Raw genomic sequence first — 18,047 nt, forward strand, 5'->3', positions numbered from 1 at the left:
AAAAAGTGGTTTAAGGTAAATGAGAAGCCAAGTGGAAAGCAGCATTCCGGCCGCTATACCTTGCCGTTAGTGGGCAGGTAAAGAGTCAGTTGCCTTGGTAAATTGACCGTCGGTGGGTGAATCGACTAGGGCGTCGATGGCCTGGTTTGTTAGGGTTGGTGATACAGTGGCTTGGCGGGCTACCAGAGCCGCGGCGGCGCAGGCGCGGCGAAGACAATCATCGGGGGCACGGCCCTGCAATTGGCTGGCAACCAGTGCCGCCAGAAATGCGTCGCCGCTGCCGATGGTGGGCGGCGCGCCTTCATTGAAAGAAGGGCAATGAAAGAATTGGCTATCGGTCCAGAGCGTGGCGCCGCCTGCTCCTTTGGTCACACAGATAGCTTGTATGTTGAAGCGCCCAGCCAGCCAGGGTAGTGCCGTAGCTTCGGTGGCGGGCTGCCCCAGCCAACCCATGATTTCGGCAAGTTCCTGGCTGTTGAGCTTCACCAGAGTGGCTTGCCGCAAGAGGTACTTCACTACTTCGCGGCTGTAGTGCGGGGGCCGCAGGTTCACGTCGAACACCCGGAACAAGGCGTGTTGCAGCAACCGGTACAAAGTCTCACGGGCGGCAGCACTGCGTGCCACCAGTGACCCATACACCACCACCTGGGCCTGACTTACGGCGGCCACGGCTTCAGCCGTGTAGCGGAGGTAGTCCCAGGCCACGGGCTCCACCACCTTGTACTGCACCTCGTGGCCACTGCGCACGTTTGCTTTTACGACGCCTGTCAGGTGGGTTTTGCTCCGCTGAATTAAGTCGGGATTCAGGCCCCTTTGCGTACTAACAGCCAGTAGCTCCCGGCCCAATTCGTCGTCTCCGATGCGGCTAACCAGTTGCGCGGGCAAGCCTAACTGGTGCAGATAAACCGCCGCGTTGAACGGCGCGCCACCCGGCTGTCGGCCAGTTGGCAGCACATTCCAAAGGATTTCGCCAATACAGACGACTGTAGCCGACAGCTTCATGAGTGAGAGGATTTCTCACAAAATTCACCGTCCGCCTCCCCGCCTTCTTGCTGATTTATTTCAAAAATCCGTTCACGAGAGTAATTCCACTTAACATGTTGACATACAATAAAATGATAAAAGCTAATCCTCGTCTGAAACTGGACGGAGATTAGCTTTTATTGCACCGCTTTTGATAATATTTCAGTGGGCCGAAGAAAGGTGCAGGACCCTAAACTCGGAAGGGGAAAGCTGGTAGCGCGTGCGGAAGCTAGTCGAAAAATAGGAAGGGGAAGAGAACCCTAATTCGTACGCCACCTCGGTGATGGTAAGGTTCTCGTCGAGCAGCATTTCGCGCGCTTTGGTAAGGCGCAAACTCAGGATAAAGTCGGTGACGCCGGTACCGAGCACGGCCTTCACTTTGCGGTACAACTGCATCCGCGAGATGCCTAAACTGCGGGCCACCTCTTCCACCGTGAGGTCGGTTTTGGTGAGGTTCGCCTCCACGATGGCCGTGAGGTCGGCCAGAAATTTCTGATCGGGGTTAGTGGCTACTACGGTGGCCGTGTCTATACTTAATTCGCGGCGGTAATGCTCGCGCTGTCGTTCCCTGTTACGCAGCAAGGTGCGCACGCTCTCGGCCAGGAAGGTAGGGTTGAAGGGCTTGGTCAGGTACAGGTCGGCACCAGCCTGCACGCCTTCCACTTGCTGCTCGGGCGCGTTACGAGCCGTAAGCAGCACCACCGGAATGTGCGAGGTCCGCCAGTCGCCTTTCAGCTGCGCTACCACTTCCAGTCCGCTCAGTCCTGGCATCATCACATCGCACACAATCAGGTCCGGAATCAGGTCGGTGGCCATCCGAAAGCCGGTGTGGCCATCGGTGGCACTTTCCACGCGGTACTCGGTGCGCAGCTTGCGCGTCAGAAAGTCGTTGACTTCCGAGTTGTCTTCAATGACGAGCACCAGCGTTTCGCTAGTGGCCTCTAAGCCAACCACCGGCTCGGAGCCGAGCGTGGCGTGGATCGGTTCAGGTTCATCGAGAGTGAACGTGACGGGCAATGCTGGTTCAGTGGCCCGCAGGTTTTCGGGCAGTTGGCAAGGCAGCGTCACCGTGAAGGTGCTCCCGCGGCCAGGCTGACTGCTAAAGACAAGCTGCCCTTGGTGCAAGCGCACCAAGCCTTGTGCCAGCGCCAAACCCATACCCGAGCCTTTGGCCACGGCCCCCTGGTCGCCTTGATAAAACCACTCGAAGATATGGGCCCGGTCTTGGTCGCTGATGCCCCGCCCAGTGTCGGCTACGCTCACCCGAAGAGATTTTCCATCGTCGGTGGGCTGCATGCTGATGGTGATGGTGCCTTGGTCGGGGGTGAATTTGAGAGCGTTAGACAGCAAGTTCAGAAACACTTTATCCAGAATGTTGCCGTCGAACCATGCCAACAAGACTGGCGCCGCAGTTTGAAACTGAAGCCGTACGCCCTGAAGCTGAGCTGGCTTTTCAAACGCCTCCACAATTTCACGCACGAAGGTCACCAGGTTGCCTTCGGTAGCACGCACCGTCATTTTGCCGACTTCAATTTTGCGGAAGTCCAGTAGCTGATTGACTAGTTGGAGTAGCCGTTGGGTGTTGCGGCGCACCAACGCCAAATCCTGACGATGGGTGCTCGTGAGGTCGGGGCTACTGCTGAGCAATTCTTCTACCGGCCCCAGAATGAGGGTGAGCGGCGTACGAAGCTCGTGCGAGAAGTTGGTGAAAAAGCGCAGTTTGGCTTCCGTGTCGGTGCGGGCTTGCTCAGCTAGCAACTCCAGCTGGTTGCGTTGCGACAAAATCTCCTCGTTCTGCTTTACCAATTGGTGGTTGATCTTGACGTTTTCGGCGTTTTGATCGGCTAGCTGCTGATTGATCTGGCGGTTTTTGCGGGCTGATAGCCACGCCATAGTTCCTAGAACCACCGAACCTAGCAACGACACCAACAGTCCGTATAAACCCGTGCGCTGGCTGGCATAGGTGGCTTCTAAATCATGCAGCAGGGATTGTTGCCGCTCGATGTCACGCTGTTGGCTGACCACTCTATCGGCTTGCTCGATCAAGGTCAAGACGTTGGTCGAGTCAATAACTATAGTACCAAGTGTATTTTCACGTTTGAAGGGCTCTCTACGCAAAATGCGCAGAGCGGTGCGGATAGCGTCTTCCCCTCCCGGCGAGTACAGCATAGTGGCCTTCAGAATACCCCGATGCACGAGGTTCTTGCCGCCCAGGCCATCTACCCCAATAATTTGCACGCGTTTGGTTATCCCAAGCTGCTGGCACACCTCGTAGGCTCCGAGGCCCATACCGTCATTGTGGGCAAAAATGAGCGACACCTCTGGATGCGCTTTCAGAGCAGCCGTGAGAGCAGGTTTCAAGGCATCTTCCCGCCAGTCGCCGGTTACTTCGCTTAACACTTTGAGGCCAGGATAAGTCCGCAGCCCCTGAACAAAGCCTTGGTGCCGACCAGTAGTAGCGGAGGACCCGGGGGTTCCTTTAATTTCGATTACGTTTCCGCGTTGGTGCAACAGTTGGGCCGCATAGCGGGCCGCCGTTTGCCCAACTTCCACATTGTTGCCGCCTACAAAGGCCGTGTACTTATCGGAGGTGATGCGCCGGTCGATTTGCACCACCGGAATGCCACGCTCAAAGGCCTCCTCCACGGCCGGCGTGACCGGACCCGACTCGTAAGGCGAGACAATCAGCAGGTCGATTCCTTCGCGTACTAGCTCACGTATTTGTTGTTGTTGCCGTTCGCTGTTGTCTTTTGCGTCAAGCATCCTGAGTTGCACTTCCGGGTGAAAACTCAGCTCCCGTTGCATGCCTTCGAGCATGGCTATACGCCAAGGCCCTTCTGTACTACACTGCGAAAAGCCAATGCGGTAGGCCGGGGTAGTAGGGGCTTGGGTGCACCCAGCAAGCACCAGCAAGCTAAGTACGTAAGGCAGAAAGGTATGCGGCCGAAGGGGAAGCAAAGCACTCAAATTATTTACACCAACTCTAAGGCGCATACACCTAATTAGAGCCTACCCAAATGTAGATATAATATCAAGGATTTCGAGGAGAACCACCTCACGTAGGCTAGCCAAGCAAGAACGAGTACACCCGCTAGCACAACTAAAGTGTTGGCGATGAAAGTTGCACTTCGCTCCTATGACCTATGGCGCAGTTACGGTGGCGCGCAAGCCTCATTACGTGTCTGGCAACCGCAATTCCTGTGACTTATCCCGCTAGGTGTGGTTGTGCGGTGCCGTCTACGCCGCGTATTCGCTTGTTTTTCCGAGTTGGTATCATCGTTGCTTGCTTAACAGGTAGCACCCGTCTCTTCTATGCCCACTCCTAACACCTTCTGCTACCATGTCTTCCTCCTATTATCACTTTCAGACGTTGGCTTATAGCCAGCAAGACCGCTACGTACAACAGCATGGCCAACTAATTGCCCACCGCTGGCACGAAAACTTTAGCGTTGAACTATACGACTTAGGTAGTTTCTACTGCGAACGGTGGCTGGAGCAAGAATGCTTACACCGACCACGCTATCAAGCCCTTGCTAATGTAGACAGTTTGGAAATCTACAGTTTACAGGAGCGCGCGTCGCTTTACTAAATGATACACCTGTACTAGTAGACTCCATTACTCAGTTGATGTTCTTAGCATCGAGGTCAAGACCTGTATAAGGCTACGTCAGATGGCGTCTGAACGAATAGTAGTTTCATCCGTTGGCCTAGTCCGGACGCTCACATGTATGCACTAAACGGGTTTTAACTGCGAGTGCACCAGCATGCGAAAACTTGGAAAAGAAGTTGGGACGCTTTTCATATCAGAGTTTCCTGCTAGCGAACTGTCTGCGCTTCGCCTAGCTTTACACTTTACGTCTCGCTTTGCTTCCTAGAGCCAACGCTATGCCCCCATCCCTGGCTCCTACTGAACCTGTTTCGGCCACTATCCTTGCTGCTTTTGCGCCTGCCGACGAGCTAGTGCGCGACTTGCTTGCCGTTTCGCTTACCGGCATCATCTTCTACACGCCCGTGTATGGCCCCGATGGCAACATAGAGGATTTCTCTTTTGCTTACCTTAACACGGCCGCCCAACGCATGATGAACATGCCGGCGCAGCCCACGCTAACGCACCGGCAGCAGTGGCCACACAGCCAGGAATACGGCACTTTCGCCTTCCACGTCGATGCATTTATGTCGGGGGAACCGCGGCATTTAGACGTCAACTACCAATCCGACGGCCATGACAACTACTACTGCTTGGCTGCCCGCCGCTCAGGTGATGGCCTGCTAGTCAGCTTCACCGACACGGCCGACCACCCCCGTAGCTCGGTGGAAATAGCTCTGCGCGAAAGCCAAGCTCGTACGCAGCAAGAACTACTGGAAGCAGCCGAACGGCGGGCGCAGGAACAAGAGCGTTTTTATCAGGTTTTCGAACAAACTCCGGCTTGTATTGGGCTACTACGCGGCCCCGAGCACGCGTTTGAATACGTAAATCCCGCGTACCAGCAGCTATTTTCCAATCGGCAACTCGTTGGGCGGCCGCTTGCAGAAGCCTTGCCCGAAGCTGTGAGCCACGGCTTTCTTGATCTGCTTAACGAGGTATACCAGACCGGCGAAACGTTTTACGGCAACGAATTGCCGCTCCGCTTGGAACAACCCGATGGCCAGCCGGGCAAGCAGATGTATTTCACCTTCACTTACCAAGCCTACCGCGAAAACGGCATCATTGCGGGCATTTCTATCTTTGCCTACAATGTAAGTGAACAGGTGCAGACGCGGCAGCAGGCCGTTTGGCAAGAGCAACTTCTGCACACTCTTTTTCTGGAAGCGCCCGCCGCCATCTGCATACTCGACGGACCCGATTTCATTTTCGAGCTTGTCAATCCGAGCTATCAAGCCCTGTTTCCGGAGCGGCAATTGCTAGGGCGGCCTTTACTAGAAGCCGTGCCGGAATTAGAGTACAACGCTGTTTATCAAACCTTTCACGAGGTATACAACTCGGGGCACACGCATGAAGAGAGAGGAATGCTTATTCCTATTGCTAGCCCAATCGATGGCAAGTTAGAAAACCGCTACTTCAACTACATTCAGCAGGCGCGCCGCAACGAGCAGGGGCTGGTAGACGGGGTGCTCGTATTCGCTTTTGAGGTTACCGAGCAAGTGCGCGCCCGGCAATCGGCCGAAGCCAGCACCCGTCAACTGCGCCTGCTCACCGACGCCCTTCCCGTGTTGATTGGCTATGTAGACCAAGATCATAAGTACCGTTTCGCCAACCGTGCTTATGGGGCTTGGTTTCAACAAGACCCAGCTGATTTGCTTGGCCAGCAGGTCCGCCAGGTGCTTGGAGAGCAAACTTATACCAACATTCAGCATCACTTGAGTCGGGCCCTGGCCGGGGAACGGGTGGATTTTGAAACCACGATGCACTACAGTCCCGGCATTGTCAAGCACGTCCACACGATATATGTGCCTGATATGCAAGAAGGCAACGTTGTGGGGTGCTACAGCTTGGTGACCGATGTAACTGAGCAAGTGCTGGCGCACGAGCGGGTGCAGCAGCTCAATCAGGAATTGGCAGCCATCAACGAGGAACTGCGAGCCACCAACGAAGAGCTGGGCGCCACCAATCAGCAACTGGTACACACCAATTCCGACCTCGACACCTTTGTTTACATGGCTTCGCACGACTTGCGCGCGCCCATCAGCAATATCGAAGGACTGGTGCAGGCGTTGCGCGAGGAAGTGCCTGCCAGCGTATTGCAAGCGCAAGACGTGGCGCACGTATTCGACTTGCTGCAGAACACCGTGCTGCGCTTTCAGCATACGATTGACCAACTTACGGATGTAGCCAAGTTGCAGCAGGTCCACTCAGAACCAGCAGAAGTAGTGGACTTGCCGGCACTAGTAGAAACCGTACGTTTGGATCTGCTCCCTACTATACAGGCAAATGAAGGCGAACTTATGCTGCACATACCCGTCTACCTGACTGTACGTTTCTCGCCAAAAAACCTGCGCAGCATCCTCTACAACCTGCTCAGCAATGCCTTTAAGTACCACTCGCCTGACCGACCACCACGCATACAAGTGCACGGGCGCCGTGCCGATAATTCTATCGTGCTGGAAGTGCACGACAATGGTCTGGGCTTAAGTGAGCAGCAGCAGAGCAAGTTGTTTCAGCTCTACCAGCGTTTGCACTCGCACGTCGAAGGCTCAGGGGTGGGCCTCTACATGATCAAGCGCATCGTAAACAATGCCGGCGGCACCATCAGCGTGCAAAGTCAACCCGGTGTCGGCTCGATCTTCACCGTTACGCTCCCCAACCTCCTTTAAGCAGGAAATACTTCGCTGTTTCAGTGAACCTAGTTTTCCTTGGAAAACCACTTGTCTAACATGAAACCAGCCGCCTAGGGGAGGCGGCTGGCTTTCACTTACATACTACTTAACAAGGCAACGGGCTGAGCGAGCGTGAGGTCTGTGAAGCCTGGAACATCCCTACTTTAACTCCATCAACAGCACTCGCACATCAGGGTTCGGGTTGCCATCGGTAGGCACGTACTTGCCCAGTACCTTTCCAATTTGCTGCAAATGCTTGGTATACTGCTCCACCCCATAGCCTTCCCTGAAATCGTGGCCTTGGTAGTACCAAGCAGGCTGTCCGCCATAATCGCCCTGGTTCATGTCCACGCCGCTATAAATCACCCAAACGCGTTTGGTATTGGGCACTGAGTACATATCGGCATCCACCTTGGCATAGTAATCGGGGTAGTTGCGTACGGTATAGCGGTAATCCGGATCTACTACCGCCTCGAACTTCAAGCCATCAGTTGACTTATAGTACTTATATCCGGCGGCAGCATTCCAGTACACATAAACCCCGTCGCCGGGTTTGATATTGGTATCGACATAGTGCATAGCCTGCCGGTAATACGACATCTTGTAGCCGCTTAGCAGGTAAGGCGTCAGGGTATTAGCCACGGCGTTTTTGAGCAGTCCGAATAGCAGCAGCAGCGTAAGCACATGGCCCACATATTTCAGTGGAACCGTTTTGTTTCTCAGGTAATCACAGCCGCCAGCTAGCAAAAGGATGGTAAAGGGCGCCAGATAGACAATCATCCGCTCGTGGAACGGATATAGGCGCAGGGAAGACGCCACAACAGCAATCAGCAGAATAATGCCAACCGCCAGCAGAAAACGCTTGTTGATTTTAAAGAAATACAAAACACCTAAGGCACTCAGTAGCACCGGCACAATCGTCATGCGCTGGATAAAGCGCTCCAAGTAAGTGTGTTCCGATAAGTCGTCTATCCAGGTTAAGCCGAGCGGGTAATGAAAAAAGACGGCCGCTTTCTTTAGTAGCCAACCAACGCTACTGACGGGTTGCAGGGGGAAATACCCATCAAACTTGTAGAAGAAAAACACCAGCCAGCCCGCATCCGACCCTTCCTTCGTGAACAGGAAGTAACTCAGCAAAAAGCTAAGCAGCCACATGCTAAAGGGAACTACCAATCGAAAGATCACCGGCCAATTTCCTTTCACCAGATTGGTGATGCCCACAGCCATTGCCATGCCGGCCAGCACGAATATGCTCGGATACGACAACCAAATGGCTACACTGCCCCCAATTCCCCACAGCAGCAAAGACCTCCACCGGGTTTGGTGCCGGTAGCGGACGTACATCCACAGCAGCACGATGGTAATAAACAAGTCGGGGCCGTATGGCTTTGCTTCAACGGAATGGTAGATAATGGGGGTTGCGCACGCCAATACCGCCAAGGCAACTAAGGTCCCGAAAGGCTTCAAGAAGTGCCGGGCGACCGGCAAAAAAAAGAATAAAGCCGCAATGCCCGTGAGCAAAGGATATAGGCGCAGCGCCAGCTCGTTTTTGCCAAACAGCACCACAAACAGATGCGTGATTAACATAAACCCAACCGGTGCTTTCTGCATGTACGGCAACGGTTTGGAAAGCAACTCCTTGAAGTTGAAATCTACTAGCCCCGCCGACAGATAGATTTCATCGGTCCACAATGAGCGGTTGTAGAAGTAATGGAACAGCCGAAGAGAGATACCCAAAAAGAGGATACAGTAGGTAGCCAAAGCGTAGCGGCTAGTACGGTGTTGCTTCGGAAAAACAGCGACTTCAGGACGGAGCTGAGCTAGCATAGAAGGGCGTCGATAAGGTAGCAGCATCTATAATTTTCTGTAATATATTTATAAAAAATTAAAGTATTCTAATCAAGTTTAAGATGATTACGGATTGCAATCTATTTGCACCCCAACAGTAGAAAAGCTATTTCGTTGACAAGCAAATGATTGACACACTATTCATTGAACATCGATGCTTAGCGATTATTTCACCTGCTTATTGAAGGTAGCAGAAGTAAATATCCAGGACAAGTTGAAGACGTACAAGAGCTAAACTTCAGCTCTGCTAGCAGTCCTTAGGTGTTGGAACTCCAGTTACAGTAACTGTCCCAAACTTACTCTTAAGTATCTTTCCTTCGCGTTCTAACACCCTTACCTAATGGCTTCGTTGCGCCAAAAACTCTTGAAGTTGCTTTATCCACTCATTATGCGACTGACTAAATCTAGCAGTCGGGGCAAAGTGCTGGAAAACAAGCAGACGAAGTCGGCTCTCTTTCCTTTCTACCAGTTGCAAAGTCAGCTTAACAGCGGCCACAGCTTGTCGTTCGAGACACTGAAGGGCAAGCAGGTGCTGCTCGTCAATACGGCGTCGAACTGCGGCTACACCAACCAATACGCAGAGCTACAGCAACTCTCGGAAAAGTTTGCCGACGAGTTGGTGGTGCTAGGCTTCCCCGCCAACGACTTTGCCGAGCAAGAGAAAGACGATGATAAAACCATCGAGCAGTTCTGTCAGGTAAACTTCGGCGTGTCGTTTCCCTTGATGAAGAAGAGTGTAGTTGTGAAACAAGAAACTCAGCACCCGGTATATCGGTGGCTTTCTGATGCTCAGCAAAACGGCTGGAACGCACAAGCCCCGGATTGGAACTTCTCGAAATACCTCGTCAGCGCGGACGGCCGCTTGACGCACTACTTCGGCCCCGCTGTTTCGCCTCTGAGTGAGGCAGTGACCAGCAAGATCAGTAGCCACTAACATCCTGATTAAGTAAGACGAGCTTATTGCTTAGCGAGTGTAGCTGATAGACAAAGATCTATTGACACCCTACGCGTGGTTACCACAACTGCTTGGACGCGGTAACTGCAAGTCAACAGTGTTGCCCTTTAGAGAATAGCTGCCAGCTTCTACCTCCTGTTCAAGAGAAGCCATTGCTCTCGGCAAACGAACACGCGCCTACTAGCATCAAAGCTGGATGGTTGTGAGAATAGCTGTTTAGCAAGGCGTATATAATTATGTTCATACGCTCTAGCACTTTCCTTGTTAGCCTGCCAATTTGCTGGGCGCTAGCGAGCAGCTACAGCTAGCAGAAATTGCCTTTGCAAGCTGTTTTTGAAAGCATTAGCGAAACGGCTAACAAAAATCTTATTCTATTTATATAGTATTCGCAATATCCATAATACAGTAGTCTACAGGAGAGTGCGGCTGACAGGGAAAAGTAGTTTGGGTGTAGTGAAAAGCTACTTTCTTTTTCCCATTCCTAAGTCCCCGCTGCAGATGAGGAAACAACTAGTGTTGGCTAGCCGCTACCAAGCGCTGCTGTTGGCTTGTGACGAAACACCCTTAATGGGCATAACCCGAGCGTGGCTATATGGCACGCACTCGCGCAACTCGGAGCACTTTTCTTGATTCAATTTGGCCTCTCCAAGGCCATCGTCTCACTCTGCTTTTCCAAGCTTCCACCAACCCACCATTCATGAAAAAAAACTTTTACTTGCCGACGTTAGGCCTTCATACCACTTCGCGTCAACGCCTTGTATCGGGCGCCGGCAAACTAGCTTCGTTCGGACTGCTTGCAGCTAGCCTATTCACCGCTGCAGGAGCCTTCGGGCAAGGCAACTCGCATTCCGCAACTACCCCCTCGGTGCGGCAGCTCGAAACCCTGGGCCGCGGCCTTGTGGCCGTCGACCAAGGCGACGGCAAAGTGTTTGTAAGCTGGCGTTTGCTGGCTACTGATGACCCCAAAGTGGGCTTCAACCTGTTTCGCAAACCAGTAAGCGGCGACGCGGTAAAGCTTAACGAGCAACCCATCACGTCGAGCACCAACTGGGTGGACGAAAAGCCGGACCTAACTCCGGGCACCACCTATTTCGTGCGCACAGTGCGCAACGGTGGGCCCAACCAGGGCGATGATTCTTCGGCGCCGGAAACTGCTCCCGTCTGGGCGCAGCAGTACATGCGGCTGCCGCTGCAACAACCAGCAGGTGGCACCAACGCCAGCGGCGACTACACGTACAGCCCCGGCGACTGCTCAGTAGGCGACCTTGACGGCGACGGCCAGTACGAAGTCATCGTGAAGTGGGACCCCTCTAACGCCAAAGACAACTCGCAGAGTGGCTTCACTGGCAACGTGTATCTGGATGCCTACAAGCTAGATGGCACGCAGCTATGGCGCATCGACCTCGGCAAAAATATCCGGGCCGGGGCGCACTACACGCAATTCATGGTGTATGACCTCGATGGCGACGGCAAAGCTGAGCTAGCCTGCAAAACCGCCGATGGCACCATAGATGGCACCGGCCAAGTGCTCGGCGACGGCAGCGCCGACTACCGCAACGCTAGTGGCTACATTCTAAACGGCCCCGAGTACCTTACCGTCTTCAACGGCCTCACGGGCGCCGCTTACCCTAGCACCACGTACTTGCCGCAGCGCCACCCGGTCAAAGGCGACAACCCCACAACCAACGAACTCAGAACCATTTGGGGCGACAACTACGGCAACCGCGTCGACCGATTCCTGGCCGCCGTGGCGTACCTCGACGGCGTGCATCCGAGCCTGGTGATGTGCCGCGGCTATTACACTCGCACGGTACTTGTGGCCTGGGATTTCAAAAACGGCCAACTCACGCAGCGCTGGACTTTCGATAGCGACGACAACACGCCCGGCAATGCTGCCTACCGCGGCCAAGGCAACCACAACCTGACGGTAGCCGACATTGATGCCGATGGCAAAGACGAGATAGTCTACGGCTCGTGCGCCATCGACGAAAACGGCAAGGGCATCTACTCCACTGGCCGTGGCCACGGCGACGCCCTGCACGTGTCGGACATGGACCCTAGCCGGCCGGGCTTGGAGGTGTTTTCACCGCACGAAGATCAGAGTGCTTATGGCACTAGTCCTGCCGATTTCCGTGAGGCCAGCACCGGACAACTTATTTGGGGCCGACCAGGCGCTATGCAAGGCGACGTAGGACGGGGCCTGGCCGCTGATATTGATCCGCGCTTTCCCGGCTTCGAGGCATGGGCTTCGAGGGGAGGCTTGTACTCCGCCAAAGGCGACTTGATAACCAACACCAAGCCCAGCATCAACTTCGCCGTGTGGTGGGATGGCGACTTGTCGCGCGAGCTGCTCGATGGCACCGTCATTGATAAGTGGGACTATGCAAACAACCGCTCTACCCGCCTGCTTACCGCCTACAATTTCGGCGCCGAGCGCAATAACGGTACCAAGGCCAACCCCGGTCTCTCCGCCGACCTCTTCGGCGACTGGCGCGAAGAAGTTATCTGGCGTGACATCAACAACAAGGACCTGTTGATTTTCACGACCACTATCCCAACTACGTACCGGCTCACCACGCTCATGCACGACCCGCAGTACCGCCTCAGCATTGCTTGGCAGAATGTGGCCTACAACCAGCCCCCGCATACGGGCTTCTACCTCGGCTCCGATATGGAGCTTGGCACCAACATGCCGGGCAAGAGCGGTGAGGATGAGTTACGAGATGCTACCCTGTATCCGAACCCTTCTAACAGCAGCTTCCGCCTCAAGGCATCCGGCAACTTCCGCTACGTAGTGCTCGACCAATATGGCAAGCAGCTGGAGGCCGGCACTGGCAAAGACGAAGTTGTGCTAGGCGAGGCATTGCCCGCTGGTCATTACGTGGTGCGCATCACCACCAACAGCACGTCCAAAGCTATTCAGATTGTGAAGGAATAGGCTGCTCGTTCGTGTGGCCGTTTCATGAACCTAAAAAAGGCAGTCAAAAGGCTGCCTTTTTTACTATCTAGCTCACACACTACTCTTTTGCCTGCTTAGGCATTGCTTGGTGGCGCACTCGTTGGCATTCAAGGAAAAGGCCGCTGTAAGCCCACCGGTTTCTTGTCCCTTACTTTTTCCTAGCACTCTCTTCGGCCTACAGCACATGGTTGATCTTCGTTTTCGACTTAAACCTTGGGGTTGCTTGGTTGCTCTGGTGTTGCCGCTTGCTTCGGAGGCGCAGCAGGCTACAGTTTCTTTGGAGCAAGGCTTTGCGGAGCCGCCACCTGCCGCTTGGCCCCGCACCTGGTGGCATTGGACCAACAGCAATGTCAGCAAAGAAGGTATCACGAAGGACCTGGAATGGATGAAGCGGGTGGGCATTGGCGGTTTCCAGCTGGCGGATGTAGCGTACGGTAGCGGCCAAACGGTACCCGAGAAAGTGGTGTTTGGCACGCCCGCGTGGCTCGATGCTGTGCGCCATACTGCCACTGAAGCCAACCGATTAGGTTTAGAAATGACCATGTTCTCGTCGCCTGGCTGGAGCCTGACGGGCGGCTCGTGGGTGAATCCCAAGCAAGCCATGAAAAAGCTGGTATGGAGCGAGCTACATGTGGAAGGCGGCAAAACATTCAAGGGCAAGCTGCCACTACCACCTTCCAACGACGGGCCCATCCGCAATCTGGCGCGCAGCAAAAACAGCCCCACAACGGGCTTTTACGGCGACTGCGCCGTAGTGGCCTACCGCACCCCAACCGCCGAAACCGAACCAGCGCGCCTACAACCCAGTACGACAACCAACGCCGGGGCCATTGATGCCAAAGCGCTGCTGGATGACGACTTGAACACCGCGCTGACCGTGAAGCCCACCGAAACGCGCGGTACCGCCTGGGTGCAATATAGCTTTCCGCAACCCACCAAAGTGCAGGCCTTTACCGTAGCAGGTCCGCGTGGCATCCCCTTCGGACGCTTACTGGCCAGTACCGATGGAAAGGAATTTACCACCTTGGCGGTGCTGCCTGGCAAGCAGGGCTACCGCGGCGGTACGGTGCGCACCTTCGCCGTCCCGACTACCACGGCCCGCTACTACCGATTGGAGCTGAGTGGTGCGCCCATGAAGCCCGCCGACGTAATTTCGGAAACGCCTGCCCAACCCGACAGCAGCTATGCCCTCAACGAGTTTCAGTTGCACACTGGCGCGCGGGTACACCGCTGGGAAGACAAAGCTGGTTTCAACTTTCTGTTTGAATACGAATCAACGGCAACCCCGCCCGTAGCCGCGCCCGCCACCATTAGCCCCACCGGCGTGGTGGTGCTAACCTCGAAGATGCAAGCCGACGGCACGCTCAACTGGCAAGTACCGCCGGGCAAATGGACCGTCCTGCGTATGGGCTACTCGCTGACAGGTGCCAAAAACCGACCCGCGGTGCCGGCCGCCTCTGGGCTTGAAGTTGATAAGCTCAGCCGCAAACACACCGCGGCCTACTTGCAAGGCTACACCGAACCCTTGCGGCAGGCGCTAGGACCACTCTACGGCAAGAGTTTGCGCTACGTGCTGATGGACAGCTGGGAGGCTGGTATCCAGAACTGGACCGACGAGATGCTACCTGAGTTTCAGAAGCGCCGCGGCTACGACCTGACGCCTTTTCTACCGGTGCTAGCCGGCCGGGTAGTGGGCAGCGCCGACATCAGTGACCGGGTGCTGTGGGACTTTCGGCGCACTCTCGTGGACATGTTTGCCGAAAACCATTACGGCACCGTTACCGACTTTTTGCACAAGCAAGGCGTCCAGACGTACGGCGAAGCCGGCGGCGTGTCGCTGGAGACCATAGAAGATGCCTTGCTTTATAAGAAGTACGTGGACATTCCGATGGGCGAGTTCTGGGTGAAAGACCTGCACCCGTCTTCCATGTACTACGAGGACGTGCGCGGAGCCGCTTCGGCGGGTCACGTGTACGGCAAAAACCTAGTGGCTGCTGAAGCCTTCACGGGTGGCAACTTCGAGTCGCCGTACACGCTAAAGAAGATCAGTGACTATTGGTTTACGCAGGGCCTCAATCAACTGGTGTTTCACACCTCGGCGCATCAGCCGCTCGATACCAAGCCCGGCAACACCATGGTGGGCACGCATTTGAACCGCAATATCACTTGGGCCGAGCAGGCCCGGCCGCTGATGACTTATCTGGCGCGCAATTCTTTCATGCTACAGCAGGGCCAGTACGTGGCCGACGTAGCCTACTTGCTCAACGAAGGCGCCCCATCGACCATGCCGTTCTGGGGCGCGGGTTTGCAGCCGGCCCTCCCTGCTGGCTACGCCTTCGACTACATCAACGCCGATGCGCTGCTTAGCCGCATGAGCGTAAATGCCAACGGGCGCCTGGTGCTGCCCGATGGGATGAACTACGCCGTGCTCGTGCTGCCCGAAACCAAAGCCATGACCTTGCCCGTGCTGCGCAAGGTGCAGGAGCTAGTGCAGGGCGGCGCTACCATAGTGGGTCCCAAACCCGAACAGACGCCAAACTATACAACCGCCCAGCAGAGCAGCACCGAACTGCAAGCCATTGCCAGCGAAGTGTGGGGTGACTTAGACGGCCGCAGTCGAACCAAACGCCGTTACAGCAAAGGCCAAGTGGTGTGGGGGTTACCTCTGGCGCAAGTGATGCCCCTAGCCGGCCTGACGCCCGATCTGGAATGTAGCCAGCCCTTAGGCAGTACGGTACCCTGGTTTCACCGACGCGTAGGCGACGCGGATGTGTACTTCGTGGTCAACCGTTCGGATAGCACTCAGGATCTGACGGCTCGGTTTCGGGTGCACGGCAAAGACGTGACGCTATGGCACGCCGCAACCGGCGAAATAGAGCCAGCTAGCTACACCATCAGCGGCGAACATACTACGGTGCCGCTTCACTTAAAGGAGCGTGAATCGGTGTTTGTAGTGTTCAACCGCGCTGCACCTACCGCGGCCCGCAACGTTGCACCGAAGCGTACTTCTACCTTGCTTACCGTAGCTGGCCCGTGGCGCGTAGAGTTTGCGCCCAAGCTTGGTGCCCCGTCGCAAACGACCTTGGCCCAGCTCGCCTCCTGGACAAATAGTTCTGAAGAAGGCATCCGGTATTTCTCGGGCACGGCCACCTATTATAAAACCCTGGAAACCAAGAAAATCTGGTTCCGCGGAGGCCGCAAACTGCTACTCGATCTGGGCCGCGTCGGCGACTTGGCCGAAGTTACTGTCAACGGGAAGAAGCTAGAATTGCTCTGGCAGGCGCCCTTTCAGGTGGACGTGACGAGAGCCCTCAAACCGGGCAAAAACCAGCTGGAAATCCGGGTAACCAACGAATGGACCAACCGTCTGATTGGCGACAAGCTGGCGGGGCCTGAGAAGAAAGTGCTCGATTCTTACACGGCGCCCTTCGGTGGGCAATACGAGCTGGGCGAATCGGGCTTGCTGGGTCCAGTGAAACTTGTGCAAGTAGAGCAAACCACAAGTGCCAACGGTAAACCACAGGCGATGATGTCGCAATCCAAACTATGAAAACGCACTTTCTCTCCGCTCTGCTGGTGTTCACAGGTATTGGCTTGCTACCTATTCCCGTGCACGCCCAAGTTGCCAACAAGCCGCCTAATACCGTGGCGGGTATTGCAGTGAACTACAACGAGGAACTAGTAGGCACCTATTCGCTGCCTGACCCGCTGGAGTTGGCCAACAATCAAAAAGTAACCGATGCTGCCACCTGGAACAAACAGCGCCGGCCAGAAATCAGAACGTGGTTTGAGCAAAACGTGTACGGCCGCGCCCCCGAGCGGCCACGCAAGCTGCGCTTCGAAGTATTCGACAAAGGCACCCCCGCTTTCAATGGCAAGGCCACGCGCAAGCAGATAACCGTGTACTTCTCGGAGCGCAACGACGGCCCGAAAATGGACTTGCTGGTGTACCTGCCGGCCAACGCTACCAAACCCGTACCGCTGCTGCTTAACATCAATTTTCTGGCGAATTCCTCGCTGGTTGATGATCCGGGTGTGCGACCCGGACAGGTCTGGAACAAAGAAAAGCAGAAAGTACCCGCCCCTGCCTACAACCCGGCCGGCCCTATGAAGCTCACCGTCGAGCCGTTTCTAACTCAGGGCATCGCCGTGGCGTCGGTGTACTACGGCGACATCGAGCCTGATTTCAACAGCGGTATTTCGTACGGCGTGCGCAGCCTTTACCTTGAACCCGGCCAAACCCAAGTGGCCCCCAACGAGTGGGGCACCGTTGCGGCCTGGAGCTGGGGCCTAAGCCGAGCCCTCGACTATTTCGAGAAAGACAAAGCCATAGACAGCAAGCGGGTGGCTCTGCTGGGCGCGTCGCGGCTCGGCAAAACGGTGCTATGGGCGGGCGCCAACGACCCTCGGTTTGCGCTGGTTATAGCTAGCGTTTCCGGCGAAGGCGGAGCGGCCTTGGCTCGGCGCAACTACGGCGAAACCATTGCTCATTTAGTGGCCCCGACCCGCTACGCCTACCAATTCTGCCAGAACTACCAGCAGCTTGCCAACAAAACCGATGCGCCCATGGATTCGCACATGCTCGTGGCCTTGCTGGCCCCTCGGCCGCTACTGCTGCAAACCGGCAACACCGATTACTGGAGCGACCCGAAAGGCGAATTTCTGGCGGCTGTAGCGGCCACTCCTGTCTACAATCTGCTCGGCCAGCAAGGAATTGAAACCAATACTCTGCCCGCGGCTAGCCAGAAAGTCGGCGGAACCTTGAGCTACTACATGCACGACGGCGGCCACGGCATTCTCCCCTCCGACTACCCTGTATTTGCTGAATTTATGCGTACCCACCTGCTGCAACGCAAGTAGCAGCAAAACCTATAGGATTCCCTTGAGAATCATTGTGGTACACAACCACCGGTTTTCTCGCAATCATTCCCTTTCCTTGTGCCTCTC

General features: G+C 55.3%; 9 protein-coding genes. 6 read left to right on the forward strand and 3 right to left on the reverse strand.

Going from position 1 to position 18,047, the window contains the following annotated elements:
• Positions 1 to 66 precede the first annotated feature (66 nt).
• The gene (locus MUN86_RS23980) at positions 67 to 1,002 is read right to left on the reverse strand and encodes a PfkB family carbohydrate kinase (protein ID WP_245125907.1); all 936 of its coding nucleotides are present in this window, start codon (positions 1,000 to 1,002) and stop codon (positions 67 to 69) included.
• 183 nt (positions 1,003 to 1,185) lie between these two features.
• Entirely contained in the window at positions 1,186 to 3,930 is a 2,745-nt protein-coding gene (locus MUN86_RS23985) for a substrate-binding domain-containing protein (protein WP_245126262.1), read from the reverse strand.
• Between the two features lie 433 nt (positions 3,931 to 4,363).
• On the opposite strand from MUN86_RS23985, the gene MUN86_RS23990 reads away from it, so the two are divergent.
• Positions 4,364 to 4,612, forward strand: a complete 249-nt coding sequence (locus tag MUN86_RS23990; protein WP_245125909.1) for a hypothetical protein — start codon at positions 4,364 to 4,366, stop codon at positions 4,610 to 4,612.
• A 296-nt stretch (positions 4,613 to 4,908) separates the two neighbouring features.
• Entirely contained in the window at positions 4,909 to 7,335 is a 2,427-nt protein-coding gene (locus MUN86_RS23995) for a PAS domain-containing protein (RefSeq protein ID WP_245125911.1), read from the forward strand.
• A gap of 162 nt (positions 7,336 to 7,497) precedes the next feature.
• Here the strand turns inward: MUN86_RS23995 and MUN86_RS24000 are convergent, their stop codons facing one another.
• The gene (locus MUN86_RS24000; protein ID WP_245125913.1) at positions 7,498 to 9,075 is read right to left on the reverse strand and encodes a glycosyltransferase family 39 protein; all 1,578 of its coding nucleotides are present in this window, start codon (positions 9,073 to 9,075) and stop codon (positions 7,498 to 7,500) included.
• 499 nt (positions 9,076 to 9,574) lie between these two features.
• Here MUN86_RS24000 and MUN86_RS24005 point away from each other — a divergent pair, with 499 nt between their 5' ends.
• The 4 genes from MUN86_RS24005 to MUN86_RS24020 all read left to right on the forward strand — a co-directional run bounded on the left by MUN86_RS24005 (position 9,575) and on the right by MUN86_RS24020 (position 17,960).
• The gene (locus tag MUN86_RS24005) at positions 9,575 to 10,120 is read left to right on the forward strand and encodes a glutathione peroxidase (RefSeq protein ID WP_245125915.1); all 546 of its coding nucleotides are present in this window, start codon (positions 9,575 to 9,577) and stop codon (positions 10,118 to 10,120) included.
• A 718-nt stretch (positions 10,121 to 10,838) separates the two neighbouring features.
• Positions 10,839 to 13,079, forward strand: a complete 2,241-nt coding sequence (locus MUN86_RS24010; RefSeq protein ID WP_245125917.1) for a rhamnogalacturonan lyase family protein — start codon at positions 10,839 to 10,841, stop codon at positions 13,077 to 13,079.
• Between the two features lie 205 nt (positions 13,080 to 13,284).
• The gene (locus tag MUN86_RS24015) at positions 13,285 to 16,650 is read left to right on the forward strand and encodes a glycosyl hydrolase (RefSeq protein ID WP_245125920.1); all 3,366 of its coding nucleotides are present in this window, start codon (positions 13,285 to 13,287) and stop codon (positions 16,648 to 16,650) included.
• Entirely contained in the window at positions 16,647 to 17,960 is a 1,314-nt protein-coding gene (locus MUN86_RS24020) for a glucuronyl esterase domain-containing protein (protein ID WP_245125922.1), read from the forward strand. Before MUN86_RS24015 ends, MUN86_RS24020 begins: the two co-directional genes overlap by 4 nt.
• Positions 17,961 to 18,047: the final 87 nt, after the last annotated feature.

The organism is Hymenobacter volaticus (assembly GCF_022921055.1).
Taxonomy (GTDB): domain Bacteria; phylum Bacteroidota; class Bacteroidia; order Cytophagales; family Hymenobacteraceae; genus Hymenobacter; species Hymenobacter volaticus.